Origin of the sequence: Marinobacter alkalisoli (assembly GCF_045449855.1) — a bacterium.
In the GTDB taxonomy this organism is placed as follows: domain Bacteria; phylum Pseudomonadota; class Gammaproteobacteria; order Pseudomonadales; family Oleiphilaceae; genus Marinobacter.
Map to the genome: position 1 here is coordinate 89602 of NZ_JBJJLC010000037.1, position 17765 is coordinate 107366.

Sequence of the window (17765 nt, forward strand, 5' to 3'; positions counted from 1 at the left end):
GTTCAACACTTATTTTAGCGCACTCCGCCTTCTGAATAAGACCAACAACCGCCAAGAGTGGCTCATTGCCCAGTCATACCCCGCAAACACACCAACAAACAGCGCAAACATCAGCCACTCGGGAACTCGGAAATACTCCCCACCAAGGCCAATTCCGGCCAAAATAACGGCTACGATGGTAATCACCACCAACGCCTGCCTGTCGGTAAACCCGGCCCGCATGAAAATGTGGTGCAGGTGTTCTCTGTCCGCTTTCAACAGCGACTGCCCCTTACGGGCCCGGCGAATCATGATCGCGACCATATCCATCAGCGGAATCGCAACGAGCCATAAGGCTGTCACCGGCCGCAACGCCTCCGATTCTGACTGAGTTCCCTTCATAAACAGCCACACAAGGGAGAAACCGATAAACATGGCCCCGGCGTCTCCCATGAAGATTCGGTTCCTGAACGGAGGCACTCGAAGGTTGGCCGCCAGGTACGGCAGAAGGGAAACGGCAATACCAAACGCCAGCACCAGTTCCAGGCGATTACCGGGCGCAGCGATCAAAAACAGCAGAGACAAAGACAGCAAAGCGACCAGGCTCAAGCTGCCAGCCAACCCGTCAATGCCATCAATCATGTTGAATGAGTTGGTCGCACCAATCACAGCGGCAATGGTCACCAGCGGCCCCAGCCAACCCAATTCGATCACTCCCAGGCCAAACAGGTCGCCGAAATGTACCAGGGAAACACCAGAACCATAGGTTAGCAGTGCACCCAAAGCCACCTGGGCCCACAAGCGGAACTCTGCAGGCACGTCCCTTGCGTCATCCACGGCGCCAAGCAGAACCAGCATCAAGGACGCGAATAAATAAATCCCATAACCGCCGATCAGGGGCATGGAAATCATCCAGGCACTGAACAGGCCGATAAAAGCGCTCAACCCGCCAGTCAGTGGTACCGCTCCCTTGTGAACCTTTCGATGATTCGGGAGATCCAATAGTAAACGGACACGCACAGCAAAAGGCTTGAGAAGCAACAAGGAAAATAGCGCCAAAAACCCGGAGGCGAGGCCAACAGAACCGACAGTGTCCATATACTTCCTTCTTATTCCATTAAGCAGTGGCGCCGAATAATCGGGGCCAGGTTGCCAATCGCCCCCGCACCGACCTAAAAGTGCCAGACATTGGGTATTAAATAAATAGCCACAGAAGCCACCACAAGGCTCAACGGCAGGCCCACTTTAACGTAATCCGCAAACTGATACCGCCCGGGCCCGAAAACCATCAGGTTTGTCTGGTACCCCAACGGGGTAATAAAAGACGCAGAGGCCGCAAACATCACCGCTACCGCAAAGGGCAGGAAATTCACCCCCAACTGCTCCGACACGGCCAGCGCAATGGGAAACATCAGCACTGCCGCGGCATTGTTGGTGATCATTTCAGTGAATGCTGCTGTCAGCAGATAGATTAGAGCCAACGTCAGCCAGGGAGACAAATCACCAAGCCCCATAAGCCCTCCGGCCACCCACTGTGCAGCGCCGGTTTCTGTCATGGCATTCCCCAGGGCGAAGGATGCCGCAATCACCACCAATACCGGCAAATCCACGCTGCGCCTTGCGCGGCTGGCCGTCAGGCAGCCGGAAACAATCATTCCGCCCGCAGCCAGGAAGGCCGCCTCCATAATACTGAGCAGGCCGGAGGCACTGGCAACCACCATCATCAGCAGAATCGCCAGGGCCCGGGGCGCTTTGTGGAAGTCCGGGGGCGTGGAATCGTTCAAGGCGCTCACCAACAGAAAATCGCGCCGGAATCGATATTGTTCGGCAAACTGATGGCTGGCTTCCAGCAACAAGGTATCGCCCATTTTGAAGGTGATATCGCCAAGCTTGCCCGGCACCCGCTTGCCCTCCCGCGACAGAGACAGAATGACCGCGTTAAAGCCGGTACGAAAACGGCTGTCACGAACGGTCTTGCCCAGAGCGGGAAATTCCGGCCCCAAAACCACTTCCACCAGGCAACGCTGGTGGTTGGCCACATCCAGTTTATGCACACTGCCATTGGCCGGCTTCAGGCCCTGAATGCGGCGAAGCTCACTGGCACACTCCGGCGCCCCCACAAAGTAGAGCTTATCACCAGGCTGTAATGTTCGATCCGGCTCAACCGCGGTGATCAGCCGCCCACCCCGATCAATCTCAGTGAGGTAGCCATAGTTCAGCGCCCGCAATCCCGCCTGTGCGATTGTCCGTCCCACCAGGGGGCCAGGGCTGACAACCTCGACCTCTACACCGTATTCACGCACCTGCTCCAGCTCCTCGGTGACGCCACCGCGATCAGGCAACAGCCGTTCCGAAAACAACACCAGAAATCCGCCACCCACAACCAGCAGCGGTACGCCAACCCACGCGAGTTCAAACAATCCAAGGTGAATACCCACCTGGCTCTGCAACAAACCATCCACTACCAGGTTGGTGCTGGTACCTATCAGGGTGCAGGTTCCACCAAGGATGGCTGAGTAGCTCAAAGGAAGGAGAAGTTTGGAGGCGGAAATGCCAAGGCGCTGGGCCCAGTCCTGAATGGCCGGAATAAACATGGCAACGACGGCCGTGTTATTCATGAACCCGCTCAGAATTCCAGTCGGGGCGATCATTCTGAGCTGCGCACCCCGGCCGGTTTTCGGGTGGCCCAACATACGACGGGCGATCCACTGGACAGCGCCCGTCTCTTTCAGGCCCGCGGCGACCACGTAGAGCGTGGCGATGGTTATGACACCAGGATTACCAAAACCCGCCAACGCCTGAACGGGCTCCAGAATACCGGTGACCAGCAAAAACGCCAGCGCCGACATCAAAACGAGATCGGGTGACACCCGCGTCAGCACCAACGTGCCCAGCACGGCGGCAAGACTCATCAGGGTAAGAGCTGCATCCCAAGCCATGGGCTAGCGTTCCCCGTGCCAGTGTAGGCTCAGCTTTCGATGAATCATCGCGACAGAGTGATCAGTTCACGCTCAAGCATGTAACCAATCAGCGTATCAACACATTGATCAACTGACATGGTAGAGGTGTCCAGTCGCACCTCTGGGTACTCAGGCGCCTCGTAGGGCGAATCAATACCGGTGAAATTTTTGATTTCCCCTGCCCTGGCTTTTTCATAAAGCCCTTTAGGATCCCGCTTCTCGCAAGTATCCAGAGGCGTCTCCATAAATACTTCAATAAATTCGCCAGCCGGAAACAGATTCCTGACCATGCGACGATCACTGGTAAATGGAGAGATGAACGCGCTGAGAACAATCAAGCCAGCATCGGCAAACAGCTTGCTCACCTCGCCAATGCGCCGGATATTCTCCACCCGGTCCTGGTCGGAAAATCCCAGGTCTTTGCACAGGCCATGGCGAACGTTATCACCGTCCATCAAAAACGTATGGTAACCCCGGCTGTGCAGAGCAACGTCCAGGGCGTTTGCGATGGTGGACTTGCCGGACCCACTCAGGCCGGTAAACCACAACAGGCAGGGTTTCTGGTTTTTGTTTACCGAGCGCTCTGCGCGGGTGATTTTGTGATCGTGCCAGACTATGTTTTCAGCCAAGGTCCATTTCCCTCTGGTTCTGGGTTGGTTTGTCGGATTACGCTTCGCTAATCCGACCTACGTGGGTGAGGCGCATAATCGTAGGTCGGATTAGAGGCAACGCCTCGTAATCCGACAAACAAGTTAAACCGCCTTACAGTCCCACTCCGGGTAATTCTCACGAATAAACTTGTTCAGGTTACGCTCCGCTTCGGTGTAATCCCGGGCCACTGCACCGCCGGCATCGTCAAGCTGACGCTCCACCATACCCGCGGCAACAGTCACGTTGGTCATTCGGTCTATCAGGATAAAGCTACCGGTCCCCGGATGGCGTTGATAATCCTCAACAACCACCGGCTCGGAAAGTTCAACATCACACAGGCCAATAGCATTCAGATCCAGGCCACCCTGCGCGTCGGGATGGCGCTTCAGCGTGTTCACATCAATCTCTTCAAGTACTTCGTTAACGTAACAGTTGGTCACGCGGGTTCCGATCTTGATGCCGTACTCACGCCCCGGCTGCAGGGCTTTTTCGTTCATCCACACGATGTGAGCGGCAAAGCGATTCCCCATCTTCGGTCGGCTGTTGGCGTGTACCAGCAGATCCCCACGGGAGATATCCACCTCATCTTCCAGGGTCAGGGTAACGGCGTCCCCCGGCCAGGCCCGGTCGATTTCACCTTCGTAAGTATGGATGCCTTTCACGCGGGAAGACTTGCCGGACGGCAGCACCGCTACTTCGTCACCCTTATGCACCACACCGCTGGCGATGGTGCCGCAATACCCGCGAAAATCCAAATTCGGGCGGTTCACATACTGCACCGGGAAGCGCAGATCGGTCACGTTCTGGTCTTCCAGAACTTCCACCTGCTCCAGGATGTTCATCAGGGTTTCACCGTGGTACCAGGGCGTCTGTTCACTGCGGTTCACCACGTTATCGCCGTTCAGTGCGGAGATGGGCACGTAATACACGTCTTTCAGGCCCAACTGGCTGGCCAGCTTTTCGTATTCTTCGCGGATGTCGTTGAACACATCCTCGGAGAAATCCACCAGGTCCATCTTGTTGATGGCCACCACCACATGCTTCAGGCCCAGCAGGCTGACAATAAAGCTGTGCCGACGAGACTGGGTCAACACGCCTTTGCGGGCGTCGATCATCACCACGGCCAGATCACAGGTGGAGGCACCGGTGGCCATGTTGCGGGTGTACTGCTCGTGGCCCGGGCAGTCGGCAATGATGAACTTGCGCTTGTCGGTGGAGAAATAGCGGTAAGCCACATCAATGGTGATGCCCTGCTCCCGCTCGGAAGCCAGGCCATCCACCAGCAACGCCAGATCCAGCGCTTCGCCGGCATTGCCCTGGCGCTCGCTGTCTTTGTGCAGGGCCGCCAGGTGATCTTCAAAAATCAGCTTGGAATCGAACAACAAGCGGCCAATCAGGGTGGATTTACCGTCATCGACACTGCCGCAGGTCAGGAAACGCAGCAGGTCCTTGTTTTCGTGTTGATCCAGGTACGCCAGGATATCGGATTCAATTAGTTCAGAGGCGTGTGACATAGTAATAATTCCGAAAAAAATTTTATCGAGATCAGGGGTGTCGGATTACGCTTCGCTAATCCGACCTACGAGAAGGTGCGGCTCAAAAAATGTAGGTCGGATTAGACGAAGTCGTAATCCGACAAACCAGCCTAGAAGTACCCTTCCCTCTTCTTCTGCTCCATAGAAGCAGCCGAATCGTGATCTATCACCCGCCCTTGGCGTTCCGATGTCTTGGTCAGCAGCATCTCCTGAATAATCTCCGGCAAAGTGGCCGCCGTGGATTCAACGGCGCCGGTCAGCGGATAACAACCCAGGGTGCGGAAGCGCACCATCTTCTTTTCAGGCGTCTCGCCGGGTTCCAGCGGCATGCGGTCGTCATCCACCATGATCAAGGTACCGTCCCGCTCCACCACCGGGCGTTCGGCGGCATAGTACAGCGGCACAATGTCGATATTTTCCAGATAGATGTACTGCCAGATATCCAGCTCAGTCCAGTTGGACAGCGGGAAAACACGGATACTCTCGCCCTTGTTCACCTTGCCGTTGTACAAGTTCCACAGCTCCGGGCGCTGGTTCTTGGGATCCCAGCGGTGGAACTTGTCCCGGAACGAATACACCCGTTCCTTGGCGCGGGATTTTTCCTCGTCCCGGCGGGCCCCGCCAAAGGCGGCATCAAAACCGTACTTGTCCAGCGCCTGCTTCAGCGCCTGGGTTTTCATCACATCGGTGTGCTTGGCGCTGCCATGGGTGAATGGCCCAACGCCCTGCTCCACCCCTTCCTGATTGGTATGAACAATCAGCTTCAGGCCCAGCTTTTCCGCCATCTTGTCACGGAACTCAATCATTTCCCGGAACTTCCAGGTGGTGTCCACATGCATCAACGGGAACGGCGGCGTGCCTGGTGCAAAGGCCTTCATGGCCAGATGCAGCATGACGGCGGAATCCTTGCCGATGGAATAGAGCATGACCGGGTTATCAAACTCGGCCGCTACTTCGCGAATGATTTGGATGGACTCCGCCTCAAGCTGTTTGAGGTGGGTTTTCTTTGGAGGGGTTAGTGTCATTGCTATTTCCAGTCTTTTTGTTGGATTACGCTTCGCTAATCCAACCTACGAGTTCGATGTTCATTGTGGTGTCGGATTACGCCTACGGCTAATCCGACCTACGGGTAATACGGTGCATAAATTGTAGGTCGGATTAGACGAAGTCGTAATCCGACAGATATTCGTAGGTCGGATTAGCCGCAGGCGTAATCCGACAGCCACTGCTTCAGGCCCAGAAAGCTGCAACCGCTTCCAGAAACTCATCAAGCTGCTCCGCCGGCAGCGCGTTAATCCCGGCTGCCGCCTTGCGGCCGCCGCCGGTCGGGAACTGCCGGGCCAGTTCATCCGCACCGGTGCGGTTATTCAATGGCGCCCGAATACTCACCAGGTAACTGCCATCGGCCTTCGCCGTCACAATGGCACAAGCCTTATCCGGGTTGCGGTTGGCCAATTCATTGCCCAACACGCCGCTGACACGACGAGCCCAGGGCTCATCCGGGAGCTGTACAACCAGGGATGACGAGTTGTTAGCCAAAACCGGCGCCGCCAAGCCGCTGGCCATATCAGCCTCATACCCGTCCCGAAGTTTCTGCCACGCCGGCGGCTGGGATGCGATCAGCTCCAGTGGGTCCTCAAACTTCACAAACTCGCGGTACAGATCCGCCGGGTGGAAGTGCAGATCCTCAACCGTGGCGCCATAGCCGTTGTAGTTAATGCAGACACCCAGGACTTTCAGTGACTCCGCCTGCTCCGCAGACAACCCGGCCTTACCGGCAAGATCCTCCGCCACAGCATTCAGATTATCCCCAAAGGCCGCAGCAATGGCCCAGTTATGAAACTTGCCGCCAAGATGCTGATCGACCAGTAAACTGGTGCAGGTAGTAGGCTGGGTATCAATCAGTGCCGTAAAGCGGTGCTGCTCCGGCAATGAGTCCCCTGGAAAGTGGTGATCCACATAGAACACAGTGCTGCCGGCAGACAACAAGGCGTCTACGGCTGACCGATTCTTGTCCAGGCTGATATCAAGGATATTCACCTGTGCCGGCTCGGTGCCGGGTACCTGCTTCGCCAGCTCTATATCCCGCTTTACGCCGGTAATCAGGGTGCTTTCAACAGGATTGGCCAAGCGCAGCTGAATCAGCGCGCAAACGCCATCGGCATCGCCGTTGAAGACATCAAAGGTACGCATAAATTATTCCATATCTTTCATAAATGCGCGCAGTATACACGTCATGAGCGATCATACCGATCGTCAAACCTGACAATGTCATCGTCATCAAGCTTTTATTGCTCTGGTCAGCGGAGTGTCGGATTACGGCCTTTGGGCCTAATCCGACCTACAATTCTAATCCGACCTACGATTTATGCACCGCGCCCCGTAGGTCGGATTAGCGAAGCGTAATTCGACAGGCCCCAGTAAGGCCGGTTCAATGGACCCAGGCCCTACGCAGTTTGCGCGAAAGCCGGGTCAAAGGGCTCTCGCTCCCAGACCGCAGGCGACGCTGGTATTCCAGCTCTTCTATGACCCGCTCTACGGTCGTGAATTGACCGGTCGCATGGCTCAGGTAGGTGGGGTACAGGATCAGCGCCGCAGCCACCAGCTCTTCCAAGGTGACCCTTCGGGTGCGCCGGTCACATGGGTAGATATCCTGCGTCAGGCCCCAGCCGGCATAAAAGGGTTGCCCATAGCAGGTCACTGGAATCCCCCGGATCAGCGCCTCAAAACCGGAGAGCGAGGTGAGCGTATGCACGCCGTCCACCTGCGCCAGCATGTGGGCCATATCCTGATCCGTGACCACCTCATCGCAATAGCGAAGGCTTTCGCATTCCCCCTCACCTTCCAGGCGTAGGCCTGCAACCACATCCGGATGGGGTTTATAGACAATCCAGGCATTGGGGTTATCCTGGTGAACACGCTCAAGCAAACCGATATTGGATTGAACCACCGGCGAACCAAAACGGATGGATGCATCGGACTCCACCTGCCCCGGAACCAGCAGCACGTGTTCCTGACCATCGGGCCGCCGCCACGTCCTCGCCCCGGTGTTGTATTTGGTAGTGCCGGACACAGCCAGCTTCCTGATCAACTCCGCAGCCCTTTCCAGCAAGGGTTTAGCCAAGCCTCCCCGCTCCAGCAGGTTTTCCAGGCGAGATGGCCGGGTGGAATCGTAATACATTCCCACATCATCCAACACCCAGGACTGGGGCTGAACCAGGTCGCCCCCCAGACCAACGGAACGAATGAAGCCATCTTCCACGCGAACAACCGGTTCAGAGGATTCAGCCAGCCCCCAAACCACGCGAGTTGCCCCCTCCGGGACAGCTGCCTTGCGTTCATCGATCAGCAGGCTGCCAGCCACGAATCGCCCCAGGGCCTTGCGCTTCCATAACGGTACGCGAGGTGTGTACAGAGTTTCCGGGAACCGCTCACGGCATTGGCGTTGCAGCGCCAGCCACTGCAGTACCTCTTCAACCTGGCAACGGCGACCGGTCTCCGGGTTCACATAATTCGGGTAGTCCACCAGGCTGGCGTGCACCAATTGCAGCAAATCCACCGGAGACCGATGTGCCGGTGGCGGCAGTGCATCTTCGGTCAGGCCCCGGCCGGCATAAAACGGCATGCCGAATACGTGTACCGGTTTGCCCCACAACAGCGCTTCAAACCCCATTTGCGAGGTTACGCAAAATACGGCTGATGTCTGGTCCAGCAGGGAAGGCGCGTGAGCATCCTCTGTCATCCAATACACCCTGTCAGACACGGCTTCCGGAAGATCCGTCAAATAGCCCGATTTTCGTCCCGCCACCACATCCGGGTGCGTTTTGATCACCACGGTATGATTCGGGTAGTGCTCCAATGCAGCCCTGAGCATGGATTGAAAGCTGCTGGCGTCGGCCTGGCCAAAACCGACGGAGGCATCTCCAAAGGTCTGGTCCACCACCAATACAAAAGGCCCCGGGTGTGATAAAGGCCGCTCCCGGGCATGGTTATACTTGGACACCCGCCCAACCCGCCAGGCCCGAACCAACGCCCGGGCACGGCTACGCTGATCCAGCGTCAGCGGTTGGTCAATCAGCCGGTCCAGACGGCAGGGCTGACTGGCATCGTAATAAATTCCTTCATCATCCCAAGTTAACGACAATGGCGGATGTTCCGCCCCTGGCTCCACGGAACGAAGAAAGCCATCCTCCAGCCGAACCACAGGCAACCCCAGTTTTTGCGCCGCAGCCTCTGCCTTTGCCGCCGAAGGCTTCCTGCCCCAGGCCAGCATGGCTCTTACGTGCTTTACCGGAAGTCCCCGGCGGTAACGTTTTACCGGAGTTTCGGCGAAGGCTTCAAGGTTCTTGAGCGAGTACAGCGCTGGGGATGTTGTCAGGTAGAAGGTGTTATCTGGCACAAGGTTCTTCTGTTCGTTGGGGAATTAGTGGCAAAAAGCGCCCTTCTCTTGTCCGGTTCTTCAAGCAACTCCAGCACCGCCTCCGCCCAGGCCTCTGGTGATTCCATCGGCAGCAATAGACCGTTCCTGCGATGCTCAACCAACTGCCGGTATACCGGCGTATCAGCATAGATACCCACCGCACCTGCGGCGGTGATGTCATAGAATTTGGTGGGTGCCCGGGCGGCGTTAAAGACGGAATCCAGCAACGGCGCCAGGCCAACGGTTCGCCCCGGGCGCTGGATGAATGCTTTATAGGCCGGCCAACTCATCGGGTGCACCACCTGCACCCCAGGCAGATGTGCGAAGCGGTCTCGCACTTTTCGATCACCAATTACCTCAAAACACACATCTTTTCGGGCAGACAGCACCCGCTCCACGACTGGCGCCAGCCACTTTAACTCCGCGGAGTGCGAAGCGGACCCATGGTAGAACAGCGTTTTCATGGCCGGCTCGGGCGTGCTCTCCGGCATCGCATGGGGATTACAGGGTTCCAGCACCACGGGTTTCCAATCGGAATACTTTTGCGCCAACCAGGGGGACGAAACCCATAGCTCCGCACCCACCGCCCGTAACCATCGCCGATGTCGCCATGCCAGGCTGGCCAGTTTACGCTGGTAGCGCCACGGCATGCCCCGGAATGCCCGCAGATCAAACAGATCATCGTCCATGAAAAACACCACCCGGGCAGCAGGGTGGCGGCTCAACAACGCCTTCCATTGCGGCGGCACATAGCGAATGAACACCACCGTAGCCTGAGCCAAGGTTTCCGGCGCGGGTAACTGCTGAAAGGTGAAGAAGCGGACTTCCCTACCCTCTGCCTGAAGCGCCGGCGCCACAAAGAAATCCGTGGAGGGATTGGGGGTTTGGTGGACTACATAAGTTGGTTGCATTTTTAGTGGCCACAAAGACCTCATTCAAAAAAAGGCGCACGCGCAAAGGCCAAACCAGCGGCATCTTTTTCGGACACCCTTGGCTCGCTACCACTCAGCGGCCAGTCGATGGCCAGATCCGGGTCGTTCCAGAGGATGGAATACTCATCACCCGGGGCGTAATAGTCGGTGCATTTGTACTGGAATTCCGCCTCGTCACTGGTCACGTAGAACGCGTGAGCAAAGCCGGGGGGTACCCATAGCATTTGCTTGTTGTCTTCGCTGAGCGTAACGCCCACCCACTGGCCGAAGGTAGGCGAGCTCTTCCGCATATCCACCGCGACATCAAACACCTCGCCGCGAGTGACCCGCACCAGCTTGCCCTGGGGATTCTCCAGCTGGTAGTGCAATCCCCGAAGGATGCCTTTGGCGGATTTGCTGTGGTTGTCCTGCACGAAGGTGTAATTGCCGCAGTGTTTTTCGAATTCGCTCTGGCGGAAGGTTTCGAGGAAGAAGCCGCGCTCGTCGCCGAAAACTTTCGGAGTTAGCAATACAACTTCCGGAATGCTCAGTGATTGGTAATCCATTGATCGTTAAACCTTGCTAGTTGTGGGCCTGGTCGCAGCCGGCCCTCGTCGTTAACGCGGGCGAAGTGAGAAGTCTTCGTGTATCAGCGTCAAATTCGGATTGTAGGCAGGATCGCTTAACAGCGCTTCTCCCCATCGCTTGCGCATATAGTCAGCTTCCCGATTATGACGATTCCGCTTCTCGGGTGTGTCATCCGCACCACGGGAAACGGACTCATGGTGATAGGCCTCTGCGTAGGGTGTCCAGACGTTCCTGTAGCCAGCTTCACGTACTTTCAGGCAGAAATCTACGTCATTGAAGGCAACTGCCAGATTTTTCTCATCCAGCCCACCAACCTCATCAAACACATGCTTGCGAACCAACAGACAAGCGCCTGTAACAGCAGACACGTTCTGAACCAGGTGCAAACGGGAAAAATAACCATCAGCGTAACGGTCAAAATACTTGTGGGCATGGCCCGCGACGCCACCAATACCCAGAATAACCCCCGCGTGCTGGACCGTATCGTTGGGATAATAAAGCTTGGCACCGACGCAACCTACATCCGCGCGGACGGCATGGCTTACCATCTCACGCAACCAGTCGGAAGTGATGGGCTCAATGTCATTATTCACCAGCCCGATGATGCCTCCAGTGGCATGTTGCGCCCCAAAGTTATTGATGGCCGAATAATTGAAAGGGAAGTTCCACCGCAACACCCGCACCCGGGCGTCTTCCGCCACTTCGTCCATGTACTGCAGTGTTCGCGTACAGGTGGACTGATTATCCAGAATCAAAACCTCGAAGTTGGGATAATCGGTCCGCTGTAGCAACGCCTCCATACAGGGCTTCAGTATGTCTACGCCATCCCTGGTAGGGATCAGCAGGCTAACTTTCGGTGGCGCTTCCGGCAGCGGGTATTTCACGCGATAGGTATTGGGCACGGGGCCATCTTCAACAATCACACCGGGGGAATCTGAAACCACGCCTGCAACAGCTTTCATGCCTGCCGCGGCTGTGTAACTCTTCTCACCGCTGGCCATTGCCGTTGACCCCTCCACAGACCGCCAGTGGTACAGCACCTTTGGAATATGAACAATTTTATGTTCATCCAGCCCCTTCGTGAAGCGCAGCACCAGATCATGGTCCTGGCTGCCATCAAAACCATCCCGAAAACCGCCAATTTCCTTTACCCTGCTCGCCTGGTACACGCCCAGATGGCTGATGTAGTTCTGACTCAATAGCAGCTCAGGATTCCAGGCCGGTTTGAAATGAGGATCAAACCGCTGGCCGAACTCATCCATCTTATCTTCATCGGAATACAGCAACAGCGCCCCCGGGTTGGCATTCAGCGCCTCCACAACATGAAGCAGTGAATCCTGAGCCAGCTCATCGTCGTGATCCAACAGAGCAACGTATTCACCTTGAGCGATCTCCAACGCCGAGTTACTGGCGGCACTGATATGCCCATTCCTCGCCCGGTGGACCACCTGCACACGCTGATCCATCTGCGCGTATTGGTCGAGTACCCGGCCAACCTCAGGATCCGTTGAAGCATCATTCGCAACGCACAGCTGCCAGTTCTGATAGGTCTGTTTCAATACAGACCCAATAGCCGATCTTAAAAACTCAATTCGGGGATTGAAAACCGGCAACAAGATCGAGATCAGCGGTTGATGGCTTGAATTGTCGAGTAAGCGCTGGCGCTCTTCCTCCGACATCTCTTCGCGGGAAGCTAGCCAGCCTGCGTAATCCATATCGGTATTGGTCTTGGCAAACGTCTGCTCGTAATGATGCTCCAACAGTTTTTCCAAGCCGCATGAAGAATTTGCCCTGGCCAACTCAGCCAATCGTGCCGGCACCTGTTCCGGGGGGAGATTCTTATACGCTGGGTGTAAATTGACCAAGCGCTGATAAATACGCTGACCTGCAAATCGCCAAGGCGCCAAGGCAAACCGGAGACGCCCCAACGAAAACTCAGCTGCGCAATCAATAGGGTCAAAGCGAAAGTGCCTTGTGCCTTTGGGAACTTTTACCAGCCGTTTGGTCATCCGCCCCTGCTTCAGCGGGAAAACACAACTCTCGGCTTCGTTGAAACCCTTGCCGGTATCGAAGTACAGTTGTGCAATGCATCCCGATGCATTGGTAGGAATCGACACCTCCACCATGTACCAACCGCTCACCAGTAATCGGTTGCGGGCAACGAACTGAGGGTCTGGTCCCGAGGCCAAAAGGTGATAATCGCTGCCCTCGCCCGCCAACTCCAGTTGAGCATGCGGCTTCAGATCGGCGGCAACATTTCTTACCAGGGGGGAACGATTTAAAGCGGCAATCAACACCCGTCGAATCAGTTGACGAAGACTCAAGAGCCAATCTCCACGCGGGTGGCGATTTCATCATGCAGACGCTTAATGGCCGGCCCCGTTGGGCGCAACTCTAATGCTCTCTTGATCACAGGCAGGGCGTCCTCATACTGGCCCTGTTTGGCCAGTATCTTTGCAATTTCCCGCAGGAAATCCGGCGTGCCTGATTTGTCCTGTAGAAAAACCTTGAGAGCAGCTGGGGGAATACCAAAGTCAGTAGCGGGCTCCCGGTAAGGAATACCCATAATATCCGCCAACCTGAACAGCGCATACGGAGCCCGCTCTTGCTTCACTTTTTCAGCGACATCTACCTCAAGATTTGTTGAAATTTCCGACAACTGCTCCCTCAAATATCGCCAAACACCTACCACTCCCTGTAAGCGCTCACCACCGTCAGGTTCAACCAAATCAGAGAGATAGCCACCGGCAGGACTTGCAAGAAATCCATTCAGGTTCAAATCAAGAACCTCATCAAGCATGATTGCATTGGACTGTTCAAACTGCCCTGCCAAGGTCCGCCAGACGTCACCACTGACAAAAGGAATCGCCTTTTTTGCGCCGGCATTATTCCTTTCATCCGAAAACCGCTGCAATGCCCAATCAATCTCAAAGTTTACCCGCCCATACTCTGGCTTGAGCACATGATTCAGCAAACGTTTTAGCTCCAGAGCTTCTCCCGTGTAACTGGTGTTTACACGCCGGGCCTCAAGCTCGAATGCATTCCAGTGACACCGATGAATTCCCAGGATCGACAAAAACGAGTACTCGATACGCCCCTCAGGAAATGCCTCCGAATGGTAGGGGTATACGTGAACCCGGTCTCGCCCAAAAGCCGATATCCATTTCAGCATAACCAGGCCAGATAGCCCCGCAGCATCTCGCCCTATGTGTGAAGCGAGGTAATCCTGAAGGCTCGTTGTTGCAAAATGACGTTTCACAACCTGGTTGTGGTTTGAGACGACAGACTCCATTGGATCCCGAAAGTACGAGATGATCTCCACATCGTGCCCGGAAAACAGCTCTTTCAACTCAGCGAACTTGCCGTAAAAAGATTCCGCAGAAAGGACAAGGGCACACCCCTCGGAACGAGCAGCTTTAACCCACTGCTCCACTTGGTTCTTTGCCTTGTCCATATCCTTTTCGATCAACGGCACGCCGACTGCGACATGCCCGCCAGAAACATTATTCTGATCAGAACCGTGCTCGGGATAGTAAAACCCCAATCGCTCCAGCAGTTCACGATTCGAGTTCATGAAATACTGAATAGCAGATGTGCCCGTTTTAGGAGCACCAATATGTAAAAAAACTTGCATGGAATAACCTGATATGAAAGGGAGTATTCTAGATTCCACGGATAGCGAACGATTTTTCCTTCTTACCCGACCCGACCAATTTGTTCACAAGCTTCACGCAAGCCGCCCGTTAAAACCGTAGTATTCTCGATGGTAGCGCAGCGCTCCAATGCTTTCTCCCCTGACTTTTTGCCGCTCTCGTTTTTGTATCGGCTTTTGTAGTCTTCACTCTCATCTATCGATCCCCCGGATGCCCAGTGCATCCAGGATTCAATATTCCGTTTCGGGCAAAGAACAAGGACTTTTTCAGTAGGTGCGGGAGGGGTTAGGTCAGCGCCCGCTGGCCTTCAGAAAGCTTTGAGAACAGGAAACTCTGCCGATGCTCGAATACTGCTCGAAACACTCGCGCCTCTCCCCTTTCCGTGGCACTGAGAGAGCGAAAACCCGGGATCCTGTCCTGAAGATCTTCCGTGGCTTCCTGAACGGCTTCAAAGCGGCTTTGCACCAGATACCGGTACCAATCCACCAGATTGCGCATGTCCTTTTCCGGCCTGACAGCCTCTTCACGACTTTCATCCGACATGTTGAACGGATTAAGCCGCACTACCCAAATGCGCTGGATGCGTTCCTTAAAACGGGTCAGGCGTTGGTTATCCTTGCGCGCCATCAGAAACCCGACACCGGACTGATTCCAGTCCATCGGGAAACCTGGGCCCTCTGAATGGTCATCCCGATATAGCTGAGCTTCACCAAGCGTGGACTTGAACAACGGCTTGCCATCAAGCTCCAGGGATTCGTTCTGAACACGCTGTTTCTTTTCAAGCTCCGAGTATTCGATCGTCAGACTGTAGGAATACAGGCCATCATCCGTGGCCAGCTCAAGCTCCAGGTGAATATCGTCACTTTGCTGCGAAGCGGAAAGGCGGCTTTTGTCATCGGCGGGGAACGCCATGTCCAATCTCTCGCCATCCGCCACAAACCGGCGGAGGCTATCCAGCACATCAAAAACCGCCGATTTGCCAGCGCCATTTGGCCCCATCAACAAGGCCAGACTTCCGGGTGACAGTTCAAAATTCACCAGGGAGCGGTAATTGTTTACGTAGAGTTTTTTGATCATTATTGAAGGTTACCTACTCTGGGCTAAACCCGCCATGAATATCTAAAACGTTACACGACAGATCATATCAACTCCGCCCATATCGATCCTCAAACCGAACGATATAGGTATATTTCAGGCCTCAGGCCGGGGGGGGAGCTAATCAGTACGTGGGCGCTCGGCGGCTTCAGAGGTAGTAGTACGGGTGTTGTAATCGCTCATGGTCGTTCCTTGTGAGGTATCGGATGTTGCCGAGACTGATGTTGCTATGAAGCTTGTGGTTTTGGAATCAAGCAGTCCAGTGCTTCGATCGCAGCAATGAGATCTCCCAGTATCTCTGGTGATACAGGTCGGCCGTGCGCCGCATCATTGCGAATTCTCATAATTTTCAGGATCCGGCGGAGATGCTGTTCATTAAGCACAGGATCCAAACCTTGTCGTTTGTATTCCTTTAGCTGCCGGTGAATAGACGGCATTCGAGGTGGGTCTTGGTCCGGCCCCAAGGCAACCTTCTCGATCTCCGCGCGTGCCTCAGCCGACAGTTTCGCCTCATACCGTCGCAAAAACTGGCCCCGAGCATTCTCTTCCATTTCGCCAAGGCGGGGCGTGACCACCTCAGCGATGAAGGCCTCAAAGGCTCCCGCCAAATCCAGCACTGCACGTCGAGTGTTGTAGGCAGAAACGTGAAACTTGGCACTTTCTAAAAGCTCTCGCTCGAAGCTGGGGCATTGCACATCATGAGGTTTAAACCGGACTTCGTCTTTCAGCATGGGAGTACCGGCGCTCATCCGCAAGAACTCGAAGTTCGCTACCGGGATATTCCGAGCAATACGACCAGTAGAATCAAACTGCTTATAGGCAAGCCTATTCAGATCGCCAGGAAGCACCTCTGGAATATCACTGCGACCCGTTTCTGCCCGCAGCCCCACTATAAGCTCATTAAGCCTGAGCACTGCAACGCGCAGTGCTTCTGGATAAACCCAAATGTTCTTGTATTGCACATCGCCTGGCGGTTGGGGGGCATCAATCTCCAGTTTCCCGGGAAGCCAGAGTTCCACAACGCTCTGTGCATACAGCCCTGATGGATTCATCATACTGTCGAGACGCATGCCTTGTGATGCCTTCCACCCGGCACGCGAGTTGATCACCCGGACGTGTTGCACTAACGCGACCACCCCCTCACTTCGATAAAGCCCCTCCAGAACGGGCAGTGCAAAGGGCAGCTGAAACTTCAGCCAACTGCTTGGCAAAGGGCGCAGGGAATCGAACTCTTCACGAATAGCTTGCAAGGCCGGATAGTAACCTAGGCTCCTGTCGTCGTAGACACCCGCCATGTACTGGCTTTGCTGAAGATAGAAGCAATCAGGATCGAAACAAAGAGCCTTAACCAGCTTTGTTGCTGCGGTCGCCTTTCCTGCGGGAGTGCGCAGGTCTTCGGCCAGGATGGCATTAAAGGTGGATTCGGCAGCCCTAGTCTCAACCGGGAGCTTTTGCCGGGCTTTTTCAATCGCCGCTTGAGCCTCGGGGTGTTCGTCCAGAACAAGGCGATGAAGCTGAACGAGACCAAACTGCCTTTGTGCATCCATTGCCCCTGGCGCAAGGTTTAGAATTTTTTCAAGTAGATTATCCGGTGCTCCACAAGTCCACTGCGGTTTTGGTTGCAGTCCCTCCTTGGCGGCCGCAATGGTCTGAAGCTCTGCATTGAGTTCCTGAGCAATTGCCACGTCAGTCTGCGTTCCGGAAGTAACGCGAAGCTCGGGAACACCGTCCAGCGACGATAAAAGGTGTGCAATTCCACGGGCAACTTCTCCCCAGTCTCCACCCTTATCAGCTGGTATATTCAGTTCCGGGTACAGAGTAGGTTTATGCAGCGCGGCTGGCCCACGGGGCCGCTCATCCGCGTATACGTTTATAAAGGGTACATTGTCATCTAACTTCTCTTGTAAACGCTGGAATAGCGGACCAACCTGCCCGTGAATCCAAACCTTGCCGGTCGCCATATCTCTGCCTCC

13 protein-coding genes are annotated in these 17765 nt (G+C 55.3%); all 13 read right to left on the bottom strand.

The features are described 5' to 3' along the window. Positions 1-9: 9 nt before the first annotated feature. The 13 genes from wecA to ACJO5Y_RS15070 all read right to left on the bottom strand — a co-directional run bounded on the left by wecA (position 10) and on the right by ACJO5Y_RS15070 (position 17753). Complete coding sequence (gene wecA / locus ACJO5Y_RS15010) at positions 10-1077, bottom strand: UDP-N-acetylglucosamine--undecaprenyl-phosphate N-acetylglucosaminephosphotransferase (protein WP_406988308.1); 1068 nt, start codon at positions 1075-1077, stop codon at positions 10-12. 74 nt (positions 1078-1151) lie between these two features. Continuing rightward, positions 1152-2918, bottom strand: a complete 1767-nt coding sequence (locus ACJO5Y_RS15015) for an SLC13 family permease (RefSeq protein WP_406988309.1) — start codon at positions 2916-2918, stop codon at positions 1152-1154. Between the two features lie 44 nt (positions 2919-2962). Continuing rightward, on the bottom strand, positions 2963-3568 hold the full coding sequence (gene cysC, locus ACJO5Y_RS15020; RefSeq protein ID WP_406988310.1) for an adenylyl-sulfate kinase: 606 nt from the start codon (positions 3566-3568) through the stop codon (positions 2963-2965). Positions 3569-3691: 123 nt separating this feature from the next. Next, a complete protein-coding gene (cysN, locus tag ACJO5Y_RS15025) occupies positions 3692-5104 on the bottom strand; it encodes a sulfate adenylyltransferase subunit CysN (protein WP_406988312.1) in 1413 nt (470 codons plus the stop codon). A 131-nt stretch (positions 5105-5235) separates the two neighbouring features. Then, positions 5236-6150: a sulfate adenylyltransferase subunit CysD gene (gene cysD, locus ACJO5Y_RS15030; RefSeq protein ID WP_406988314.1), complete on the bottom strand. Its 915-nt coding sequence runs from the start codon at positions 6148-6150 to the stop codon at positions 5236-5238. Positions 6151-6355: 205 nt separating this feature from the next. Continuing rightward, complete coding sequence (locus tag ACJO5Y_RS15035) at positions 6356-7318, bottom strand: DHH family phosphoesterase (RefSeq protein ID WP_406988316.1); 963 nt, start codon at positions 7316-7318, stop codon at positions 6356-6358. A 238-nt stretch (positions 7319-7556) separates the two neighbouring features. After that, positions 7557-9524: a capsule polysaccharide biogenesis protein gene (locus ACJO5Y_RS15040; RefSeq protein WP_406988317.1), complete on the bottom strand. Its 1968-nt coding sequence runs from the start codon at positions 9522-9524 to the stop codon at positions 7557-7559. After that, positions 9500-10456, bottom strand: a complete 957-nt coding sequence (locus ACJO5Y_RS15045; protein WP_406988319.1) for a glycosyltransferase — start codon at positions 10454-10456, stop codon at positions 9500-9502. Before ACJO5Y_RS15045 ends, ACJO5Y_RS15040 begins: the two co-directional genes overlap by 25 nt. A 20-nt stretch (positions 10457-10476) precedes the next feature. Further along, entirely contained in the window at positions 10477-11022 is a 546-nt protein-coding gene (gene rfbC / locus ACJO5Y_RS15050; RefSeq protein WP_406988321.1) for a dTDP-4-dehydrorhamnose 3,5-epimerase, read from the bottom strand. 51 nt (positions 11023-11073) lie between these two features. Beyond that, positions 11074-13341: a glycosyltransferase family 2 protein gene (locus ACJO5Y_RS15055; RefSeq protein ID WP_406988322.1), complete on the bottom strand. Its 2268-nt coding sequence runs from the start codon at positions 13339-13341 to the stop codon at positions 11074-11076. 23 nt (positions 13342-13364) lie between these two features. After that, the gene (locus ACJO5Y_RS15060) at positions 13365-14678 is read right to left on the bottom strand and encodes a tetratricopeptide repeat protein (RefSeq protein WP_406988324.1); all 1314 of its coding nucleotides are present in this window, start codon (positions 14676-14678) and stop codon (positions 13365-13367) included. 304 nt (positions 14679-14982) lie between these two features. After that, positions 14983-15774, bottom strand: coding sequence for an AAA family ATPase (locus ACJO5Y_RS15065; protein WP_406988326.1), 792 nt, complete (start codon positions 15772-15774; stop codon positions 14983-14985). 245 nt (positions 15775-16019) lie between these two features. Continuing rightward, complete coding sequence (locus ACJO5Y_RS15070; protein WP_406988328.1) at positions 16020-17753, bottom strand: hypothetical protein; 1734 nt, start codon at positions 17751-17753, stop codon at positions 16020-16022. Positions 17754-17765: the final 12 nt, after the last annotated feature.

Coding starts and splice junctions, on each gene's coding strand:
- wecA (WP_406988308.1), bottom strand. CDS start 1,077: ATGGACACTGTCGGTTCTGTTGGCCTCGCCTCCGGGTTTTTGGCGCTA.
- ACJO5Y_RS15015 (WP_406988309.1), bottom strand. CDS start 2,918: ATGGCTTGGGATGCAGCTCTTACCCTGATGAGTCTTGCCGCCGTGCTG.
- cysN (WP_406988312.1), bottom strand. CDS start 5,104: ATGTCACACGCCTCTGAACTAATTGAATCCGATATCCTGGCGTACCTG.
- cysD (WP_406988314.1), bottom strand. CDS start 6,150: ATGACACTAACCCCTCCAAAGAAAACCCACCTCAAACAGCTTGAGGCG.
- ACJO5Y_RS15035 (WP_406988316.1), bottom strand. CDS start 7,318: ATGCGTACCTTTGATGTCTTCAACGGCGATGCCGATGGCGTTTGCGCG.
- ACJO5Y_RS15045 (WP_406988319.1), bottom strand. CDS start 10,456: ATGCAACCAACTTATGTAGTCCACCAAACCCCCAATCCCTCCACGGAT.
- rfbC (WP_406988321.1), bottom strand. CDS start 11,022: ATGGATTACCAATCACTGAGCATTCCGGAAGTTGTATTGCTAACTCCG.
- ACJO5Y_RS15060 (WP_406988324.1), bottom strand. CDS start 14,678: ATGCAAGTTTTTTTACATATTGGTGCTCCTAAAACGGGCACATCTGCT.
- ACJO5Y_RS15065 (WP_406988326.1), bottom strand. CDS start 15,774: ATGATCAAAAAACTCTACGTAAACAATTACCGCTCCCTGGTGAATTTT.
- ACJO5Y_RS15070 (WP_406988328.1), bottom strand. CDS start 17,753: ATGGCGACCGGCAAGGTTTGGATTCACGGGCAGGTTGGTCCGCTATTC.